Below are 15772 nucleotides of genomic sequence, written 5' to 3' on the forward strand. Positions count from 1 at the left end.
CACCACCGCGAACAAGCACTGATTGAAGCGCCTGGGTTTCCGGAGGCTCGGGCTATTGGATTCCGATCAAGGGTTGGTCGGTCCGGTATGCATCGTAGAACGCGGCTTCGAACTCCGTGGGTGGGATGTCGCCGAGGTAGCTGTGCAGGCGGCTGGTGTTGTGCCAGTGGACCCAACTGAGGGTGGCGAGTTCTACGTCCTCGACGGTCTTCCACGGTCTGCTTCGAGCCGGCCCGTAGATCAGCTCGGCCTTGTAGTAACCGTTGACTGTCTCCGCGAGAGCGTTATCGAAACTATCTCCAACGGTCCCAATTGACGGGACTGCGCCGATCTCAGCGAGCCGCTCGCCGTAGCGAATGGACGTGAATTGCGACCCGGCATCTGAGTGACATATCAAGTCCTGCAATGTAGTTCCGCGTGACCAACGCGCCATCTCCAACGCGTCGAGAACCATCGAGGTCCGCATGTGCGAAGCCACCCGCCACCCCACGATCATCCGCGAGTGTGCGTCAATGATGAAGCACACGTAGGCCACCCCGGCCCAGGTCGGCACGAATGTCAGGTCGGTCACCCAGAGCTGGTTCGGGGCAGCCGCGGCGAAGTTGCGGTGCACCAAGTCCGGGTGCCGCGCCGCGGCTGGGTCAGCTTTGGTGGTCCGCACCCGTTTGCCGCGCCGGACCCCCTCAATGCCTGCGGCCCGCATCAGCCGGGCCACCTGATCGCGACCGACGTCATGACCATCGCGACGAGCCGTTTTCCAGAGTTTGCGGGCCCCATAGACGCAGTAGTTGTCTTTCCAGAGCTGGCACAACGCCGGCCCGAGGACGGCGTCGCGCAGGGCCCGCGCCGATGGGACCCGGGCTTTGGCGTCGTAGTAGGTGCTCAGGGCCACCTGCAAGCCTGCGCTGCGCAGGACCGTGCAGATGGGCTCGACCCCGAACTCCCCGCGATTGTCGTCGATGAAATCGACTATTTCTTGTGTTGGCGGTCGAGCTCCGCCCCGAAGAAACTTGCCGCTCGCTTCAGAATCTCGTTGGCACGCTTGAGTTCTCGGATCTCCTGTTCGAGTTCCTTCACCTTCTTCGACTCCGAGGTCGTCACCCCAGGAGCCAGGCCTTCGTCGATGTCGACCTGACGGACCCAGGTGCGCACCGATTCCACTCCGTAGCCGAGCTGGCGAGCGACCCGCTGCACTGTGCCCTGCTCGGTGCCCAGCTCCGCGCGCAAGGTGCGGACCATCCGCACCGCGGCGGCCTTCTCCTCGGCACTGTATCGACGTGTCGTCGGCTTCCCGGGCGACTGTTCCTTCGGCATACCTGCATCCTCGTTTCCAAGGTCAGGAGCCTCCGGGATTTCCAGGGCGTTTCAGATCGACCCGGCGGCGCCGCTCCAGCAGCGCCGGGAAGAACGAGCCCGACCGAAGCTTGGGAATCCGCAACTCCAAATCGCCAGCGATCGTCGACAGTGTGCGCGGCCGAGACCCATTGCGCTGGTTGGTTCGTGATGCGCTCCGTTCATGCGGACCGGCGCCGATCACCGCCGTCAGCGGTTGTGCCCCGTGAAGTGGTGTAAAGCCGATCGGCGTTTCGCCTGAGGCTCTGCGAGTTTCCACTATGCCGTGATGGCGGCGGGGACGGCAACGGATTGGTCGGCTGAATCGGAGCGGGGATGTAATAGGGCCAGGGTGGTCTCGGAGAGATAGCGCTTTTCGGCGACTTGCCATTCGTCGTGGGCTTCGACGAGAACGGAGCCGGCCAGCCGTAGCAGCGCGGCGGGGTTGGGGAAGACGCCGACGACGTCGGTGCGGCGTTTGATCTCCTTGTTGAGTCGTTCGAGGGGGTTGGTGCTCCAGATCTTTTTCCAGTGCAGGACAGGGAAATCGGCGAATGCGGTGATGTCGTCGGCGGCCTCGCGCAGCATCGTTTCGACCTTGGGCAGTTGGCGGCCGAGCATGCCGGCGATGGTGTCGAGTTGCTCTCGCACATGTTCGGCGTCGGGTTGGGCGAAGATGGTGCGGATCGCTGCGGCGACCATCTCGGCTGATCCCTTGGGCACCTGGGCGAGCACGTTGCGCAGGAAGTGCACCCGGCATCGTTGCCAAGATGCGCCGATGAGGATGGCCTCGATGGCGCTGCGCAACCCGGTGTGGGCATCAGAGATCACCAGCTGCACCCCGGACAGGCCGCGGGTTTTCAGTGAGCGCAGAAACGCCGTCCAAAACGCGCCGTCCTCGGAGTCACCGACGTCGAAGCCGAGCACTTCACGGCGTCCGTCAACCGCGACACCGGTGGCGATGACGACCGCTTGGGAGACCACCCGATGGTTGACCCGAGCCTTGCAGTAAGTGGCGTCGAGGAACACATACGGGAAGTGCTGCTCGGATAGAGGCCGGTCCCGAAAGGCGCCTACCTCGGTGTCCAGATCGGCGCAAATCCGGGAGACCTCGCTTTTGGAGATGCCGGCGTCCGCGCCGAGGGCTTTAACCAAATCGTCGACTTTGCGGGTGGAGGTGCCGTGCAAATAGGCCTCCATCACCACCGCGAACAAGCACTGATCGACCCGGCGGCGCCGCTCCAGCAGCGCCGGGAAGAACGAGCCCGACCGAAGCTTGGGAATCCGCAACTCCAAATCGCCAGCGATCGTCGACAGTGTGCGCGGCCGAGACCCATTGCGCTGGTTGGTTCGTGATGCGCTCCGTTCATGCGGACCGGCGCCGATCACCGCCGTCAGCTCCGCATCGATGAGTGCCTGATAAATCGTCTCGGCGGCCTGCTTGATCCGATCAGCGGCATCGGCATTGCGTAATGCGTCCAGCACCTCCAGCAAGGCAGACTGATCCAGGGCCATCGCGATGTTCCTCTCGGTAGTGATCCTTGGTCGTTTCACCACAGAGACTCACGCGATGGCCCTCTACATCAGCACCGACACGCCGCCACTATTTACACCACGCCCCGGGACGTTCCCCTACGGTTTGTTTGCCGAGGCCAAGCTGCACACCTGCAAGCGGCGAGCTGAATACTACGTCGTGTCACTGCGGGTCGTCGTTGCCACTGCGGGTCGAAGGATTGCGACGCCGTATTGAGTACCGCACCCGGCCTTCAAGGATTTGTAAGGACGGCGCTCCAACGGTTGAGATAATCGGCTGGCTGCAGCGATCCCAGGACCATGTTGTTGCTTCGCGCTAAGTCGAGTCGTTCCTTCGCGTTGCGCAGGGTCGCTGCTATGTCGGTCGGAGTCGAGCTCTCCGTTGTATCAAGCTCCCATCGCCGCGCAAGCGCGAAGTGCCTCTTGAGATCGTGGTAGGGCAGCTGCGCGGAACCGCTGCGCTCATCGACATTGCCGGCACCACCGTCAAGCGCTTTCGCGGTGAACGCAATCGTCCACAGGAGGACGACGTAAGCGAGCGCGTAGCTCGGCACCATGACCCACAATGATTCCCCCCGTGAAACGCCCAGCTACGCCGCTCACGGTGTCACCTACGAATCCCGATAGAGCCACCCCGCCATGATGGCGATGTAGGCGTACTCCCGCTTCGGCGTGACCTTGCTGGACCTTCGTTGAGTGAAGTACCAGATTCCAACGGCGACTACGACGATCGCCGAGGCGATGAATCCCGCCACGATCCACACCGGCAGGGGCTTGCTGGGGGCTATGTGGGCTGACTTGAACACAATGTCGATGGTGATCATCGCGGCGATGTACACCGGCAACAGAAGGACCGCGCGCTTCAGGTTGATCACGGCTTCGGCAACCCCGGTATCGGAATGTCAGCGCACTCTACTGCGCCCTCGACGGCAGACTTTACGGGCGCTTCAACAAGGCCCTCGACGAACCCGCCGACGAAACCCGCGAGCCCCATCGCGGCGGGTCTCGCTGGAAGTGAAGTGTTTAGCGTGGGGTCCCGCTGCGGTCATCTGCGTTGCCAGCGCGACTATCCAGCGCTTTCGACGTCCACGCTATCGCCCACAATAAGACGACGTATGAGAGTGCATAGCTTGGCGCCATGGCCCACACCGACCTGCCGCCTAAAAGAAGTGATGCAATGCTACCCAGTACGTCGCCGGCGAAAAGGGACGCCATTACGCCGACGAGGAGCGCTATGTAAGCGTGCTCGCGTTTCTGTGAAATCTTGCCGCTGGCCCGTTGAGTGAAGTACCAGATCCCTACGGCAACTACGGCTATTGCAGAGGCAATAAAACCGACGACTATCCAGACTGGAACAGACTTGCTGGGGTTGACGCGAGTTGAATGGAACACCATGTCGACGGCAGTCAGCGCGGCGACATACAGCGGCAGAATGAGCACCGCCCGTTTGATGTTGATCACTTCATCCACCCCGGTATCGGTACGTCGGCGCATTCGGCTGCGCCTTCTAGCGCCGCTTTGACGGGGGCTTCCTCTACACCCTTCGCGAACCCGCCGACAAAGCCGAGGACGGCCCCGGGCAACGCCCCTGCGCCGGCGAACTCGGGAGTGGCTATTCCGCCACCTGCCGCACCGACGATCGCACCCTTGATGCCTGTCTCGAATCCGGCTTTGACCATATCCTTGCCGACGTTAGCTTTCACCTGACCCCCTACGCACTGCCCGAAGGTCGGTTGAGGCGGCACGGTAGGCATCGGTCCTGGCGCCGGCTGAGGACCGGGGTCTGGTCGCGGACCGAATGCCGGCATAGGTGTGGCAGCCGGCTGCGCTGGCTGGCCGGGTGACGTCAGAGCTTGCTTGTACTGGTCTAAGAAGCTGGGCTGCTGCGCTGGCTGCGGAGCCCCAGGCTGGGGTTGCGGTTGTGGTTGTGGGCCGCCGTCCTGCTTGAAGTCGACAAGGCGCACCCCGTTGCGGTTCGAGCCAGGTGTCGTGCGGTCGGCGGCGGCTGCGCCGTGATTGGAGTTTGGACTCGAGGCTGGCGCAAAGCCGCTGCCGCCGAGACCGGCAGTAGCGGCGGTGAGCTGACCGGCGACCTTGGTGTCGGCCCCGTCGAGTTGTTCGGCGCGCAAACGGATGTCAGCGGCGAACGCTTCCGCTTGGGCCTGCCGGGCCGCCCGTTCCGCTGGGCTGGTGCTGCGCATGTCGGTGACCGAAAGGTCCTCTCCGACAGTGAATCCCGCGTTCTGGGCGTCTTCGATGCCGTAGACGACGCGGCGCTGGGCTGCGCTGATGTCGCTGGCACCGTTGCGGGCTATTCCAGCGGCCTGCCGCAATAGGTCGGCCTTGGCGCTGACGACGGACAGATCGGCCTGGGTGCGTTCTCGCAGTGCGTCACCGCCAGCTCCACGCCACGTGATGGATTGCGCCTGGTTGCGCATCGTCAAGAAGCCGTCTTCCCAGCGGTCGGCGGTTTGCGTCCAGTAGGCGGCAGCCTCGATGAGGTGCTCGGTGGACCACGCCAGGATCTGCGAGAGTGTGGCGGGCATCAGACCACCCTCACGTTTGTCACGTCATTCATCGCGGCCGCCGATGTGGCCTCCTGGCTGAGGTATCCGCCGGATGCCGTGGTCACCCCGCCGACCGTTTCCTGCGTGCGCGCTACGAATGACGCCGTAGTAGCGGCGATCGCCGCGTTGAGGGCATTCACGGCCGCCGTCGTGGCCTCGAATGACGGCCCCGGCGACGGCGGCGCCCCAATGAACTGGGAACTAAGCGCCTGCCACTGGGCCGCTGTAGCGACTAGCTCGGCGGGCACGACCTGCAATGAATCTTGCCCCATAACCGCATGATTTTAGGCGGCGCACTGATCGATCGCTATTGACCAGCCGACATGCAATGCCCCCGGCCGTGGTGCCCCCGGCAGGATTCGAATTAGCCGAACCGGCCCGTGCGATAGTGCCGGTGACCACCGGAAACACCCCGCCATCAGCATTTACCCCTGTCAAACGGTGTTTCCATCCGTGAGGTTCTGTCGGGTTCCGATAGGGTGACTATTGCACGGAGGTTGCACGGAACGGAGCAGGCGCATGGCACGACAGACGGCGGCGGCTAAGGCCGAGCGAACCCGGCGGGCGTTCGGGCGGATGCGCCAACTGCCCTCGGGGCGGTGGCAGGCGAGCTACCTGCACAACGGCGTCGTGTTCAAGGCGCTGGCCACGTTCCCGACCAAGAGCAGCGCCGGGCACTGGCTCCAGGCCGAGGAGGACCTGATCGACCTGGACCGCCGCCGACCGGGGGAGTGGACCCCACCCGCCGAACGCGCCGCGCGCCGCCAAGCCGAGAAACTGACCCTGCGCACCTACGCCAAGACGTGGCTGGACAACAAGACCAAGCTGGCCCGCCGCACCCGTGACAACTACCAGGGGCACCTCGACAACCACGTCCTCCCCGCGCTGGGCGACCTTGGGCTGGCCGACATCACCCCCGAGCACGTCCGCACCTGGTTCGCCGGGCTGGGCAACGAGCATGAGACCCGCAATGCGCAGGCGTATGCCGTCCTCAACGGGGTGTTCAACACCGCCGTGGCCGATGACCTCATCGACCGCAACCCGTGCCGGATCAGGGGCGCGGCGCAGGTGAAGCACGCCCGCCGGTCGGTGGTGTTGCTCGACGCCACCCAGTTGACCGCCCTGGCCGAGAAGATGCCCGACGACGCGCGGCTGGGCGTGCTGCTGGCCGGGTGGTGCGGGCTGCGCAAGGGCGAGGTGTTCGCGCTGCGGCGCGGTGACGTTGCCGCCGACGGTTCCTCGGTGCGCATCGAACGGTCGGTGACCTACCGGGAGGGCAGGTTCGAGGTCGGCCCGACCAAGACGCGCGAGTCGCGGCGGGTGGTCAGCGTGCCGCCCCACGTCCGCCCCGCCGTCCTGGAACACCTCCAGCGCCACGTCGCCGACGGTGACGACGCGCTGGTGTTCGTTGAGCCGTCCACCGGGTCGTTCGCCGGGGAGAAGCGGTTCCGCACCGCGTGGGAGTCCGCCAGGGCGGCAATCGGGCAGCCGGACATGCATTTCCACGACCTACGCCACGCGGCGGGCGTGATGGCCGCGCAGACCGGCGCGACGGTGCGCGAACTGATGGACCGGCTGGGCCACACCTCGCCCAACATGTCGATGCGCTACCAACACACCGCCGAGGGCCGTGCCGCCGCGCTGGCCGACAAGCTGTCTGCGCTGGCGTCCACTAACCCGTAGAAGTCGGGAAACTCAACGCGCACAATCTAATTCGTTCGGCGTGTTCCTCGCGGGACGTGGCGCAACCCCATAGACCCGCGCTATATTGGTGACGTTATCGGCGGGACTGACCCGCCCGACCCGAGAGGGGCCACCCGGCCCCCATCGGCAACGGCGAGGTCAGAGGAGAGACCGACGTGTCCACCCGCAACAACACCCCCACCCCTGAGTACGAATCGCTGCGTTCCGCCGCCGCCCGCACGGGCTACTCGGTGTTCACATTCCGCGAGAAGATCGCCAGCGGCGAGCTGCCCGCCTACCGGATCAGCGACAAGCCGGGCAGCGTCATGCGCGTCAAGATCGCCGATGTCAACGCGCTGTTGCGCCCGGTCATGCCTGCCGAGATCGCGGCATCGCGGTGAGTGTTTAACCACCAAATATCAACTAGCACATAGCCGTAAAAGCAGTGATGCCGTCCGACTCGCGCGTTTGGCCTCGGCGCGATGTGCCGGACGGCACCACCCAACGACTCCCCACACCGTGAAGTAGGAGACATGACCGAGAATACCTGCCCAGACAGCCGCGCCGAGGCGTTGACCGCGCTGCTGGGCGATGTGCCCAAGGCCGACGACCACGATGGCGTGCGCGGCTATCTGCACGGCCTGGCGGCGCTGGGCTGCGCGCCGCTGCTGGTCTACCCGGCCAGCAAGAAACCCGCCGACGTGCGCACGCCCCAGAAACGCAGCGCCGAGGACAAGGCTGCCCGCGAGGCCGCACGGGCGGCGGGCCACCCGGCACCGCAGGCGGTCAAGTCGCAGGCCGGGGTCCACCTGGCGACCGCCGACCCCACCGTGCTCGACGCCTACCTGGACCGCTACGTCGAGACGTTCGGCGGGGCGGTGGAGGTCAACGTGGCTGTGTCGCTGGGCCGCAGCCGCCTGGTCGTGGTCGATTGCGACACCACTGCGCAGGTCGCCGCGTTCCTAGCCGACGCCGAGGCCGACCCCGACACCGCGCCGACGGTGCGCACGCCGGGGATGGTCGGGCCGGACGGCGTGACGCTGGTGCACCGCGACGGCGGGCACTTCTACTTCGCGGTGCCCGATGGCGTCGAGTTGCCGCCGGGTCCGCCGGGGGCGATGAAGGTCGGCGGTGACGACGGCTATTCGGTGATGTGGGGTGTGGGCAACTACGTGCTCACACCGCCCAGCGTGCGCCCCGAGGGGGTCTATGTCGCGACGGGCGAGAACGTCTACGAGGTGCCCGACTGGCTGGCCGAAACCATTGCCGCACACGGGCGCACCTACGCAGACCACGCGCGCCGCAGCCTGGACCGCGCCGACACCGCCGCCGAGCCGGTCGCCCGGTGGGGCGCTGCGGTGCCGTGGGCCGCGATCCTCGAACCCGCCGAGTGGATGCCGGTGGGCAAGGCCGACGGCTGCGGGTGCCCGATGTGGACCGCGCCGGGCGTTCACGGCAACCCCAAGTCGGCGACCGCGCATGAGGCTGGCTGCGCGCGGTGGGTCGATGCGCCGGACCCGCCGCTGCACGTCTGGACCGACAACCCCGGCGACCCGTGGGCGGCGCGCATCGCCGCGACCGGCAAGCCGACGTTCAGCAAGTTGCAAGCGGTCGCGCTGCTGCACTACGACGGCAAGGAGGGCGCGGCGATGGACGCGCTGGGCATCGACCTGACCGACGGCGACGCGATGGTGCCGCCGGGGGAGGAACTGCCCGCGACCTCGGGCGCACCGCCGCACGGGACGACGCCAGGGAGGACGGCACCGACGACGGGGCCACGCAACTGCCCGAGGCGTTCTGGTCCGCGCACCCCGTCCTGGAGCACATCCGCGCGTTCGCGCACTACGGCGTCAACTCCGCCGATGCCGTCCTCGGTGCCGCGCTGCCGCGGTTGTCGGCGCACCTGGACCCGTGCGTCCGCATCGACACCGGGGTGAAGCGCCCGTTGTCCCTCAGCATGTTCACGGGCATCGTCGGGTCGGCGGGCACCGGCAAGTCGTCGGCCTATCACGCCTCGGCGGACCTGTTGGCGTTCGAGTTCGGCGACCTGATGGACAACGACCTGACCGCCCGTGCCGACGAGGTGCCGCCCGAGTTGCCGGTGGGGTCCGGCCCCGGCGTGGCCGAGGCGTTCATGGGGTCGGTCGCCAGCCCGTTGGACCCCAAGGTCAAGGTCCGCCAACAGGTTCGGCACAAGGTGCTGTTCCACTCCGACGAGGGCGCGGGGCTGGTGTCGGGCATTCTCGACAACAAGCGCGGCCAGGACATCGGGCCGACGCTGCGCGCCGCGTGGACCGGCGCGGTGCTGGGCCAGGCGAACGCCAGCGCCGAGCGCACCCGCCAGGTCCGCAACTACAGCGTGGGGCTGTGCGTCGGGTTCCAGTTGGAGGCGCTGGCCGCGCTGTCCACCGAGGAGCAGTTGGAGTACGGCACCCCGCAGCGGTTCGTCTACGTGTCGGCCACCGACCCGTCCATTCCCGACGACGCGCCCGCCGACCCCGGCCCGCTGACTGTGACGCTGCCCCACCGCCCCATGCGCTACGACGCCGAGTTGCGCGACCGTGCCCGGCGCGAGGCGCTGGCCCGTGCGCGCGGCCACGGTGACGAGGGCGGGGACAACGACCCGATGAACGCCCACCGTCCGGCGCTGGTGGCCAGGTGCGCCGCGCTGCTCGTCATCCTCTGCGACCCTGGCCGCACCGAGGTCCACGCCGCCGACGTGGCGCTGGCCGAGATGCTGCTGGACACGTCCGCGCGCCTGCACGCCGTCGCGATGGAGTGGCGGCGGGAGCGCGAGACCGCCGAGCGCGAGCGCCAATTGCAGGGCCGTATCCGCGAACACGTCGCCACCGCCGTCGCACTCGACCAGCGCGGCGACGACATGACGCGGCTCGGCGACCGCATCGTGGCCTACGTCGATGACGCGGGCGGGTCGGTGGAGTGGGCGGGCAAGTCGGGGTTGCGCCGGGCCAAGTTCAACAACGCCGACCGCACGCTGGCCGACGCCGCGCTGGCGACGTTGACCAACGAGGACGGGCCGCTGGTTCGCGACGGCAACGCGGTGCGCCGACGTGTTAGCTGACCACCCGTCCCACCGAGGGGGGTGGGACAGGGGTGGGACAGTCCCACCCCACCCCCTCGCGCGCGCGCTCTATACAATCCAATCGACCTACCTATTTTCCCTGGTCAGCGAGTTGACCGTATTTGTCGGGAAATTCGATTCGGTCCCTCTCGCGCCCATAGGGCCGTCCCACCGTCCCACCTGTCCCACCCTTAACCGGGAGGGTGGGACAGGTGTCGGGACTGCGGTTCTCGACGGTGGTCGGCGATAGCGGGACGGTCGTGGACACCGGGCGCGCCGGGCAGCTGCGGGACCGGAGTCGAGACCGTAATCGACCACGCCGCAACGTGTTTCCCGACAAATACGGTGTTCTCGTCTGCACGGTTTGTTGACAAGATGTTGACCATGACGAACCGACTGGAAGCGCGGCACCGTGCCGAGCAGGCGGCGCGGATGAGTTTCACGGGCGCGACGTGGCAGGAGATCGCCGACGCGCTCGGCTACCGCAGCCGCCAGGCCGCGCAACTGGCGGTCAAGCGACTCGATGACGCCACCCCGGCGGAAACGGTCGAACAGGCACGCGCCCGCCACGACGGCGCTCTGCGGCTGCTCCAGCGGCAGAACTTCACCCGCTACGCACACGCCATCGAGGGCGGCGACGACGACACCGCGCTGGGCTACAGCAAGGAATTGCGGGGCATCGTCACCGAACGGGCCAAGCTCGCCGGGGTCTACGCGCCCGCCCGCACCGAGGTGGACGTGAGCGTGACCCACGACGCCACCGCCGTCATTGACCGCCTGGAGTCCGAACTGCTGGCGCTGGTCGCCACACGCCAGCCGCAGAACGCCATCAGCGGCACCATCATCGACGCCGACGTTGAGGAGATCGAACGATGACCACCATGACCCCCGAGGACGCCATCAAGGCTGCGTCATCGGTCGCCCGCGACATTGCCGACGGCACGCTGTCGCCGACCGACCTGGAGGGCCAGGCCGTCGCCGAGCTGCGCGCGCTGGTCGGGGAGGTCGTCGGGCCGGATGACCCTGCGTGGTCGCTCCAGTGCGACATCGCCCGCCAGGTGCTCGCGCTGGACGGCGTGCCCGCCGACGAACTGGCCGAGTGGCTGGCCGTCGCCCGCCAGCGGGCCGGTGAGCCCGTCGGCACGCCCGCCCTGGCCGAGACCCCGCCCGAGCCGGTATCGCTGCCCACCGAGGCGCACGGCCCCGAGACGGTGCCCGCTGCCGACGACGTGCCCGACCCCGCGCCGGTCGCCCTCGCCGTGGTCCCGCCGCCGCCGACCTCGCCGCGTCAGGCCGACGGTTACGACCCCCTAACCGGGTGGTCGCCGGGCGGCAGACGGTGAAGCGCGCCGACATCGCCACGACCGCACGCCAACTCAGGCTGATCCTCGACGCCATCGAGCGCGGGGAGTTGGAGGCCACCGCCACCGAACGCGCCCGGCTGGAGGGCGCGGCAGCGGCACTCGACGCGATGGCGAACGGTAACTCTTAACACAAACGGTCGTTTGCGTTATAAGATGTGGGCATGACCGCGCCCCGCACCCGCCGCCGTACCCAGACCGCGCCCGCTGGCACCGTCGTCGCCTACGTCCGCGTGTCCACCGAGGAGCAAGCCGCCAGTGGTGCCGGACTCGACGCCCAGCGCGCCGCCATCGCCGCCGAGTGCGACCGCCGGGGCTGGACCGTGGTCGGGTGGTACGCCGACGAGGGCGTCAGCGGTGGCAAGGCACTCGATGCCCGCCCGGCCCTCACCGCCGCACTGAACACGGTGGAGACGGCGCAGGCGGCGGTGCTGATGGTCGCCAAGTCCGACCGCCTGGCGCGCAGCCTGCCCACCCTGCTGCACGTCATCGACCGGGCCGAGCGCGCGGGCGGCGTGGTCGTCGCTGTCGATGGCACGGTGGACACCAGCACGGCGGCGGGCCGGTTCACCACGCAGATCATGGGCAGCGTGGCCGAACTGGAACGCGGCCTCATCAGCGACCGGACCAAGGCGGCGCTGGCCGTCCGCAAGGCGCAGGGTGTGCGGCTCGGTCGCCCGACCACCGTGCCGTCGTCGGTGGTGGATCGCATCGCCGCCGAGCGTGCCGCGGGGGCGACGTGGGCAGCCATCGCCGATGGTCTCAACGCCGACGGCACGCCGACCGGCCAGGGCGGTTCGCAATGGTTCCCGAACACCGTGGCCCGCATCGCCAAGCGCGCGGTGGCAGTTCCTGCGACCTAGGTGCAGCAGCTTGGATCGAGCACCCGGCACAGCGCCGTAAGCGCCTCGCGGCGGGCGGTGTGATGAACGCTCATTCCCTGCCGGTCGGACGCGACAAAACCGGCGGTGCGAAGTTGGCCGAGGTGATGGCTGACCGTGGATTCCGACAGCCCAACGGCAGCGGCGAGCGATCCGGTCGTGCAGGTGCCGTCGGCGGTGAACAGCAGCGACATCAGTTTCACCCGCACCGGGTCGGCGAGCGCCTTGAGTCGCATCGCAACGTCCAACGCCGCCGCATCGTCGGCGGGTCCGGCGGCGACCGGCGCGCAGCACACTGGCTCGGACATGTCGATTACGGGCAGCGTCTTGGGCACGGGTCCATCTTGCCCACCCTCTTGACTTAAGTCAAAAGGGTGGAGTACACCTGTGATGCCACCCTTTCGGCATATGTCGCACACCTCGGAGGTCAACATGTCCCGCGCTCAACTCGCCCTCAACGTCGATGACCTGGACGAGGCCATCACGTTCTACTCAAAGCTGTTCAACACTGAGCCTGCCAAAGTGAAGCCGGGCTATGCGAACTTCGCGATTGTCGAACCGCCGTTGAAGTTGGTCCTGCTGGAAAACCCCGGCAAGGGCGGCACGATCAACCACCTGGGCGTCGAGGTTGCGTCCAGCGCGACCGTGCATGCAGAGATCGCCCGCCTCACCGACGAGGGTTTGTTCACCGACGAGGAGATCGGCACCACCTGCTGCTTCGCCACGCAAGACAAGGTTTGGGTGACCGGACCCGCTGGCGAAAAGTGGGAGGTGTACACCGTGCTTGCCGACTCCGACAGCTTTGGCACCAGTCCCGAGCACTCTGAGGGAGGCACCGCCGAGGGCGGCGTCTGCTGTGGGGGCACCGCCGCCGAAGCCGAGAAATCAACCGCTACCAACGCCTGCTGCTGACCTCGTGAACTCGCCCACTACCACCGATCCGACTCCGGTCGTCGGCAAACTCTCCACGCTCGACCGATTCCTCCCGGTGTGGATCGGCGCCGCGATGGTCGCCGGGTTGCTGCTGGGCCGCGCCGTTCCCGGTCTCGACCGCGCGCTGAGTGCGGTTCAGCTAGATGGCATTTCGCTGCCCATCGCCATCGGTCTGCTGGTGATGATGTACCCGGTGTTGGCCAAGGTGCGCTACGACCGACTCGACGCCGTGACCGGCGACCGCAAGCTCATGGTGGCCTCGTTGGTACTCAACTGGGTGATCGGTCCGGCGCTGATGTTCGCGCTCGCCTGGCTGCTGCTACCGGATCTGCCCGAGTACCGCACCGGCCTGATCATCGTCGGGCTGGCGCGGTGCATCGCCATGGTCATCATCTGGAACGACCTCGCGTGCGGTGACCGTGAGGCTGCCGCCGTGCTTGTGGCCCTCAATTCGGTGTTCCAGGTCGTCATGTTCGCCGTGCTCGGGTGGTTCTACCTGTCCGTGCTCCCGGCTGGCTCGGCCTAGATCAAACGTCAATCAGTGTGTCGCCGTGGCAAATCGCCAAGTCGGTGCTGATCTTTTTGGGCGTGCCGCTGCTACTCGGCTACCTTTCGCGCCGGCTCGGTGAGCGCACCAAGGGCCGCGACTGGTACGAGGACCGATTCCTGCCGAAGGTCGGGCCGTGGGCGCTCTACGGCCTGCTGTTCACCATCGTGATCCTGTTCGCCCTGCAAGGTGCACAGATCACCTCGCGCCCGCTTGACGTGGTGCGAATCGCCGTGCCGCTGCTGGTCTACTTCGCGGTGATGTGGGGCGGCGGGTACGCCCTCGGGGCGGTGCTCGGCCTCGGCTACCAGCGGACCACCACGTTGGCGTTCACCGCCGCCGGTAACAACTTCGAGCTGGCCATCGCGGTGGCCATCGCCACATATGGCGCGACATCGGGCCAGGCGCTCGCGGGGGTCGTCGGCCCGCTGATCGAGGTGCCCGTCCTGGTCGCCCTCGTCTACGTGTCGCTGGCTCTGCGGCGGCGCTTCAAATCGTCCACCCCCGAATCGATTCCAACGACCGATCGGAACACACCATGACCGACAGCCCCGCATCCCTGGCCGCGCACGTACGGCGCGACATCTCGATTGATCAGCAACTCGCGTTGAGAACAGCCTCCACGCGATTGCACGACGATTTCGCCGAGCACTTCGGGGTCGAGACCATCGAACGGTTCCTCCACTCCTCGTATGACCAATTCGCCGGGCGCGCAACCGTTCCTAATTTTCTGCCGCTGCTGGCCGAACGGTGGGCACGCCAACGGCTCACCGCGTTGGCGCGCGTCGAGGGCAAGGTGACCGACACCAAACCCACGGTGCTGTTCCTGTGCACCCACAACGCGGGTCGGTCTCAAATGGCCCTCGGCTATTTCAACCACCTCGCGGGCGACCAGGGCGTGGCGTGGTCCGGTGGGTCCGAACCAGGCAACGAGATCAACCCCGCCGCCGTCCAGGCGATGGCCGAGGTCGGTATCGACATCACCCGCGAGTTTCCCAAGCCGTGGACCGACGAGATCGTGCAAGCGTCCGACGTCGTGGTCACGATGGGGTGCGGCGACGCCTGCCCGTTCTTCCCCGGCAAGCGTTACGAGAACTGGGATTTGACCGACCCCGCCGGGCAAGGTGTTGACGTTGTTCGACCGATCCGAGACGAGATCGAAAGCCGCGTGCGCCGCCTGCTGGCCGAACTCCACATCACGCCAGTCAGTTGAGCGCCAAACCGAGCGTGCTGTTCGTCTGTGTCAAGAACGCGGGCAAGTCGCAGATGGCGGCGGGGCTGATGCGCAAGGTCGCGGGCGACACCGTGGACGTGTTTTCGGCGGGCACCAGGCCGGGTGACGCCCTCAACGCCCTGTCCGCCGAGTCGCTTGCCGAGGTCGGCGTGGACATCTCAGCCGAGCACCCAAAGCCCATTGACCGTGATGTCTTGGCTCACGTGGATCGGGTCGTCGTTCTGGGACGCGAGGCGCAGGTCGAACCAACCGAGGGCGTCACGGTTGAAACCTGGGTCACCGACGAACCGTCCGAACGAGGCATCGACGGGATTGAGCGGATGCGGTTGGTCCGCGACGACATCGCCCGCCGTGTGGAGACGCTGCACCGATCATTGCTGGGGGACTGACTGGTAGCCACCGCCGACCCCGCTAGCGGTCCGACACACCTGAGATTGCGGACTAGTTTTGGTCGGCAGGCGTCGGTGTCCGCATCGGTCACGTCCCGTGGAGTGGTGTAAGAGCGGTCGCGTGTCCGCGTGTGGCTCTGTGGTAGCCACTATGCCGTGAGAGCGGCTGTGGGGGCAATGGTTTCGGCACTTTGGTCACTGACGTCGAGCAGAGCGAGGCTGGTCTCGGA

Annotated in this window: 20 protein-coding genes, 2 pseudogenes and 1 other annotated feature; of the genes and pseudogenes, 13 read left to right on the forward strand and 9 right to left on the reverse strand. The window is 67.0% G+C overall.

What is annotated here, in order from left to right; all coding sequences use genetic code 11:
* Window positions 1–52 precede the first annotated feature (52 nt).
* The 3 genes and pseudogenes from NF20_RS19805 to NF20_RS19815 all read right to left on the reverse strand — a co-directional run bounded on the left by NF20_RS19805 (window position 53) and on the right by NF20_RS19815 (window position 2847).
* Window positions 53–1314, reverse strand: a protein-coding gene (locus NF20_RS19805; protein ID WP_085989547.1) for an IS3 family transposase whose coding sequence is annotated in 2 segments (ribosomal slippage) — window positions 53–1011 and window positions 1011–1314 — 1263 coding nt in all. Because the reading frame shifts where the segments join, the coding sequence is not laid out codon by codon here.
* Window positions 884–1015: a sequence feature (AL1L pseudoknot), on the reverse strand. It overlaps the preceding gene by 132 nt.
* Before the next feature lie 55 nt (window positions 1315–1369).
* Window positions 1370–1543 (reverse strand): annotated as a pseudogene (locus NF20_RS27360) (transposase); the annotation flags it as partial.
* Window positions 1544–1611: 68 nt separating this feature from the next.
* Window positions 1612–2847 carry an IS256-like element IS1311 family transposase gene (locus tag NF20_RS19815; RefSeq protein WP_033712867.1) on the reverse strand — a complete coding sequence of 412 codons (1236 nt, stop codon included), beginning with the start codon at window positions 2845–2847 and terminating at the stop codon, window positions 1612–1614.
* Between the two features lie 55 nt (window positions 2848–2902).
* Here NF20_RS19815 and NF20_RS27365 point away from each other — a divergent pair, with 55 nt between their 5' ends.
* Window positions 2903–3082: a hypothetical protein gene (locus NF20_RS27365; RefSeq protein WP_011724170.1), complete on the forward strand. Its 180-nt coding sequence runs from the start codon at window positions 2903–2905 to the stop codon at window positions 3080–3082.
* A 16-nt stretch (window positions 3083–3098) separates the two neighbouring features.
* Here the strand turns inward: NF20_RS27365 and NF20_RS28345 are convergent, their stop codons facing one another.
* From NF20_RS28345 to NF20_RS19830, 5 genes are all read right to left on the reverse strand, one after another.
* Window positions 3099–3422, reverse strand: coding sequence for a hypothetical protein (locus tag NF20_RS28345; RefSeq protein ID WP_224111153.1), 324 nt, complete (start codon window positions 3420–3422; stop codon window positions 3099–3101).
* A gap of 54 nt (window positions 3423–3476) precedes the next feature.
* On the reverse strand, window positions 3477–3740 hold the full coding sequence (locus tag NF20_RS28350; protein WP_255343476.1) for a hypothetical protein: 264 nt from the start codon (window positions 3738–3740) through the stop codon (window positions 3477–3479).
* A gap of 148 nt (window positions 3741–3888) precedes the next feature.
* Entirely contained in the window at window positions 3889–4359 is a 471-nt protein-coding gene (locus NF20_RS26630; protein ID WP_011724171.1) for a hypothetical protein, read from the reverse strand.
* The gene (locus NF20_RS19825; protein ID WP_011724172.1) at window positions 4323–5411 is read right to left on the reverse strand and encodes a hypothetical protein; all 1089 of its coding nucleotides are present in this window, start codon (window positions 5409–5411) and stop codon (window positions 4323–4325) included. The genes NF20_RS26630 and NF20_RS19825 overlap by 37 nt, the downstream gene beginning before the upstream one ends.
* The gene (locus tag NF20_RS19830) at window positions 5411–5704 is read right to left on the reverse strand and encodes a hypothetical protein (protein WP_011724148.1); all 294 of its coding nucleotides are present in this window, start codon (window positions 5702–5704) and stop codon (window positions 5411–5413) included. Before NF20_RS19830 ends, NF20_RS19825 begins: the two co-directional genes overlap by 1 nt.
* A 247-nt stretch (window positions 5705–5951) precedes the next feature.
* Between NF20_RS19830 and NF20_RS19835 the strand changes: the two genes are divergently transcribed.
* The 8 genes from NF20_RS19835 to NF20_RS19865 all read left to right on the forward strand — a co-directional run bounded on the left by NF20_RS19835 (window position 5952) and on the right by NF20_RS19865 (window position 12421).
* On the forward strand, window positions 5952–7115 hold the full coding sequence (locus NF20_RS19835; protein ID WP_024637324.1) for a tyrosine-type recombinase/integrase: 1164 nt from the start codon (window positions 5952–5954) through the stop codon (window positions 7113–7115).
* A gap of 176 nt (window positions 7116–7291) precedes the next feature.
* Window positions 7292–7516 carry a DNA-binding protein gene (locus NF20_RS19840; RefSeq protein WP_011724176.1) on the forward strand — a complete coding sequence of 75 codons (225 nt, stop codon included), beginning with the start codon at window positions 7292–7294 and terminating at the stop codon, window positions 7514–7516.
* Between the two features lie 132 nt (window positions 7517–7648).
* Window positions 7649–9052 carry a bifunctional DNA primase/polymerase gene (locus NF20_RS19845; protein WP_011724177.1) on the forward strand — a complete coding sequence of 468 codons (1404 nt, stop codon included), beginning with the start codon at window positions 7649–7651 and terminating at the stop codon, window positions 9050–9052.
* The gene (locus NF20_RS19850; RefSeq protein WP_139807388.1) at window positions 9049–10197 is read left to right on the forward strand and encodes a hypothetical protein; all 1149 of its coding nucleotides are present in this window, start codon (window positions 9049–9051) and stop codon (window positions 10195–10197) included. Before NF20_RS19845 ends, NF20_RS19850 begins: the two co-directional genes overlap by 4 nt.
* A 384-nt stretch (window positions 10198–10581) precedes the next feature.
* The gene (locus NF20_RS19855) at window positions 10582–11073 is read left to right on the forward strand and encodes a hypothetical protein (protein ID WP_132160312.1); all 492 of its coding nucleotides are present in this window, start codon (window positions 10582–10584) and stop codon (window positions 11071–11073) included.
* Complete coding sequence (locus NF20_RS19860) at window positions 11070–11540, forward strand: hypothetical protein (RefSeq protein ID WP_011724181.1); 471 nt, start codon at window positions 11070–11072, stop codon at window positions 11538–11540. The genes NF20_RS19855 and NF20_RS19860 overlap by 4 nt, the downstream gene beginning before the upstream one ends.
* A complete protein-coding gene (locus tag NF20_RS27735; RefSeq protein WP_011724182.1) occupies window positions 11537–11689 on the forward strand; it encodes a hypothetical protein in 153 nt (50 codons plus the stop codon). The genes NF20_RS19860 and NF20_RS27735 overlap by 4 nt, the downstream gene beginning before the upstream one ends.
* Before the next feature lie 33 nt (window positions 11690–11722).
* Window positions 11723–12421, forward strand: coding sequence for a recombinase family protein (locus tag NF20_RS19865; RefSeq protein WP_024637502.1), 699 nt, complete (start codon window positions 11723–11725; stop codon window positions 12419–12421).
* On the opposite strand, the gene NF20_RS19870 is transcribed toward NF20_RS19865, so the two are convergent.
* Window positions 12418–12774: an Rv2640c family ArsR-like transcriptional regulator gene (locus NF20_RS19870; RefSeq protein WP_011724184.1), complete on the reverse strand. Its 357-nt coding sequence runs from the start codon at window positions 12772–12774 to the stop codon at window positions 12418–12420. The genes NF20_RS19865 and NF20_RS19870 overlap by 4 nt on opposite strands.
* Window positions 12775–12871: 97 nt before the next feature.
* Between NF20_RS19870 and NF20_RS19875 the strand changes: the two genes are divergently transcribed.
* The 4 genes and pseudogenes from NF20_RS19875 (at window position 12872) to NF20_RS19890 (ending at window position 15542) form a co-directional block, all read left to right on the forward strand.
* Entirely contained in the window at window positions 12872–13351 is a 480-nt protein-coding gene (locus NF20_RS19875) for an ArsI/CadI family heavy metal resistance metalloenzyme (RefSeq protein ID WP_024637503.1), read from the forward strand.
* A gap of 4 nt (window positions 13352–13355) precedes the next feature.
* Window positions 13356–14407 (forward strand): annotated as a pseudogene (arsB, locus tag NF20_RS19880) (ACR3 family arsenite efflux transporter); the annotation flags it as partial.
* 50 nt (window positions 14408–14457) lie between these two features.
* On the forward strand, window positions 14458–15132 hold the full coding sequence (locus NF20_RS19885; RefSeq protein ID WP_011724187.1) for an arsenate reductase ArsC: 675 nt from the start codon (window positions 14458–14460) through the stop codon (window positions 15130–15132).
* Entirely contained in the window at window positions 15129–15542 is a 414-nt protein-coding gene (locus tag NF20_RS19890; protein ID WP_023862343.1) for a low molecular weight phosphatase family protein, read from the forward strand. The genes NF20_RS19885 and NF20_RS19890 overlap by 4 nt, the downstream gene beginning before the upstream one ends.
* Window positions 15543–15772 lie beyond the last annotated feature (230 nt).

The sequence above is a fragment of the Mycobacterium sp. MAC_080597_8934 genome (assembly GCF_000523975.1).
GTDB classification, from domain to species: Bacteria; Actinomycetota; Actinomycetes; order Mycobacteriales; family Mycobacteriaceae; genus Mycobacterium; species Mycobacterium avium.

Coding starts and splice junctions, on each gene's coding strand:
- NF20_RS19815 (WP_033712867.1), bottom strand. CDS start 2,847: ATGGCCCTGGATCAGTCTGCCTTGCTGGAGGTGCTGGACGCATTACGC.
- NF20_RS27365 (WP_011724170.1), top strand. CDS start 2,903: ATGGCCCTCTACATCAGCACCGACACGCCGCCACTATTTACACCACGC.
- NF20_RS28345 (WP_224111153.1), bottom strand. CDS start 3,422: ATGGTGCCGAGCTACGCGCTCGCTTACGTCGTCCTCCTGTGGACGATT.
- NF20_RS26630 (WP_011724171.1), bottom strand. CDS start 4,359: ATGCGCCGACGTACCGATACCGGGGTGGATGAAGTGATCAACATCAAA.
- NF20_RS19825 (WP_011724172.1), bottom strand. CDS start 5,411: ATGCCCGCCACACTCTCGCAGATCCTGGCGTGGTCCACCGAGCACCTC.
- NF20_RS19830 (WP_011724148.1), bottom strand. CDS start 5,704: ATGGGGCAAGATTCATTGCAGGTCGTGCCCGCCGAGCTAGTCGCTACA.
- NF20_RS19835 (WP_024637324.1), top strand. CDS start 5,952: ATGGCACGACAGACGGCGGCGGCTAAGGCCGAGCGAACCCGGCGGGCG.
- NF20_RS19845 (WP_011724177.1), top strand. CDS start 7,649: ATGACCGAGAATACCTGCCCAGACAGCCGCGCCGAGGCGTTGACCGCG.
- NF20_RS19855 (WP_132160312.1), top strand. CDS start 10,582: ATGACGAACCGACTGGAAGCGCGGCACCGTGCCGAGCAGGCGGCGCGG.
- NF20_RS19860 (WP_011724181.1), top strand. CDS start 11,070: ATGACCACCATGACCCCCGAGGACGCCATCAAGGCTGCGTCATCGGTC.
- NF20_RS19865 (WP_024637502.1), top strand. CDS start 11,723: ATGACCGCGCCCCGCACCCGCCGCCGTACCCAGACCGCGCCCGCTGGC.
- NF20_RS19875 (WP_024637503.1), top strand. CDS start 12,872: ATGTCCCGCGCTCAACTCGCCCTCAACGTCGATGACCTGGACGAGGCC.
- NF20_RS19885 (WP_011724187.1), top strand. CDS start 14,458: ATGACCGACAGCCCCGCATCCCTGGCCGCGCACGTACGGCGCGACATC.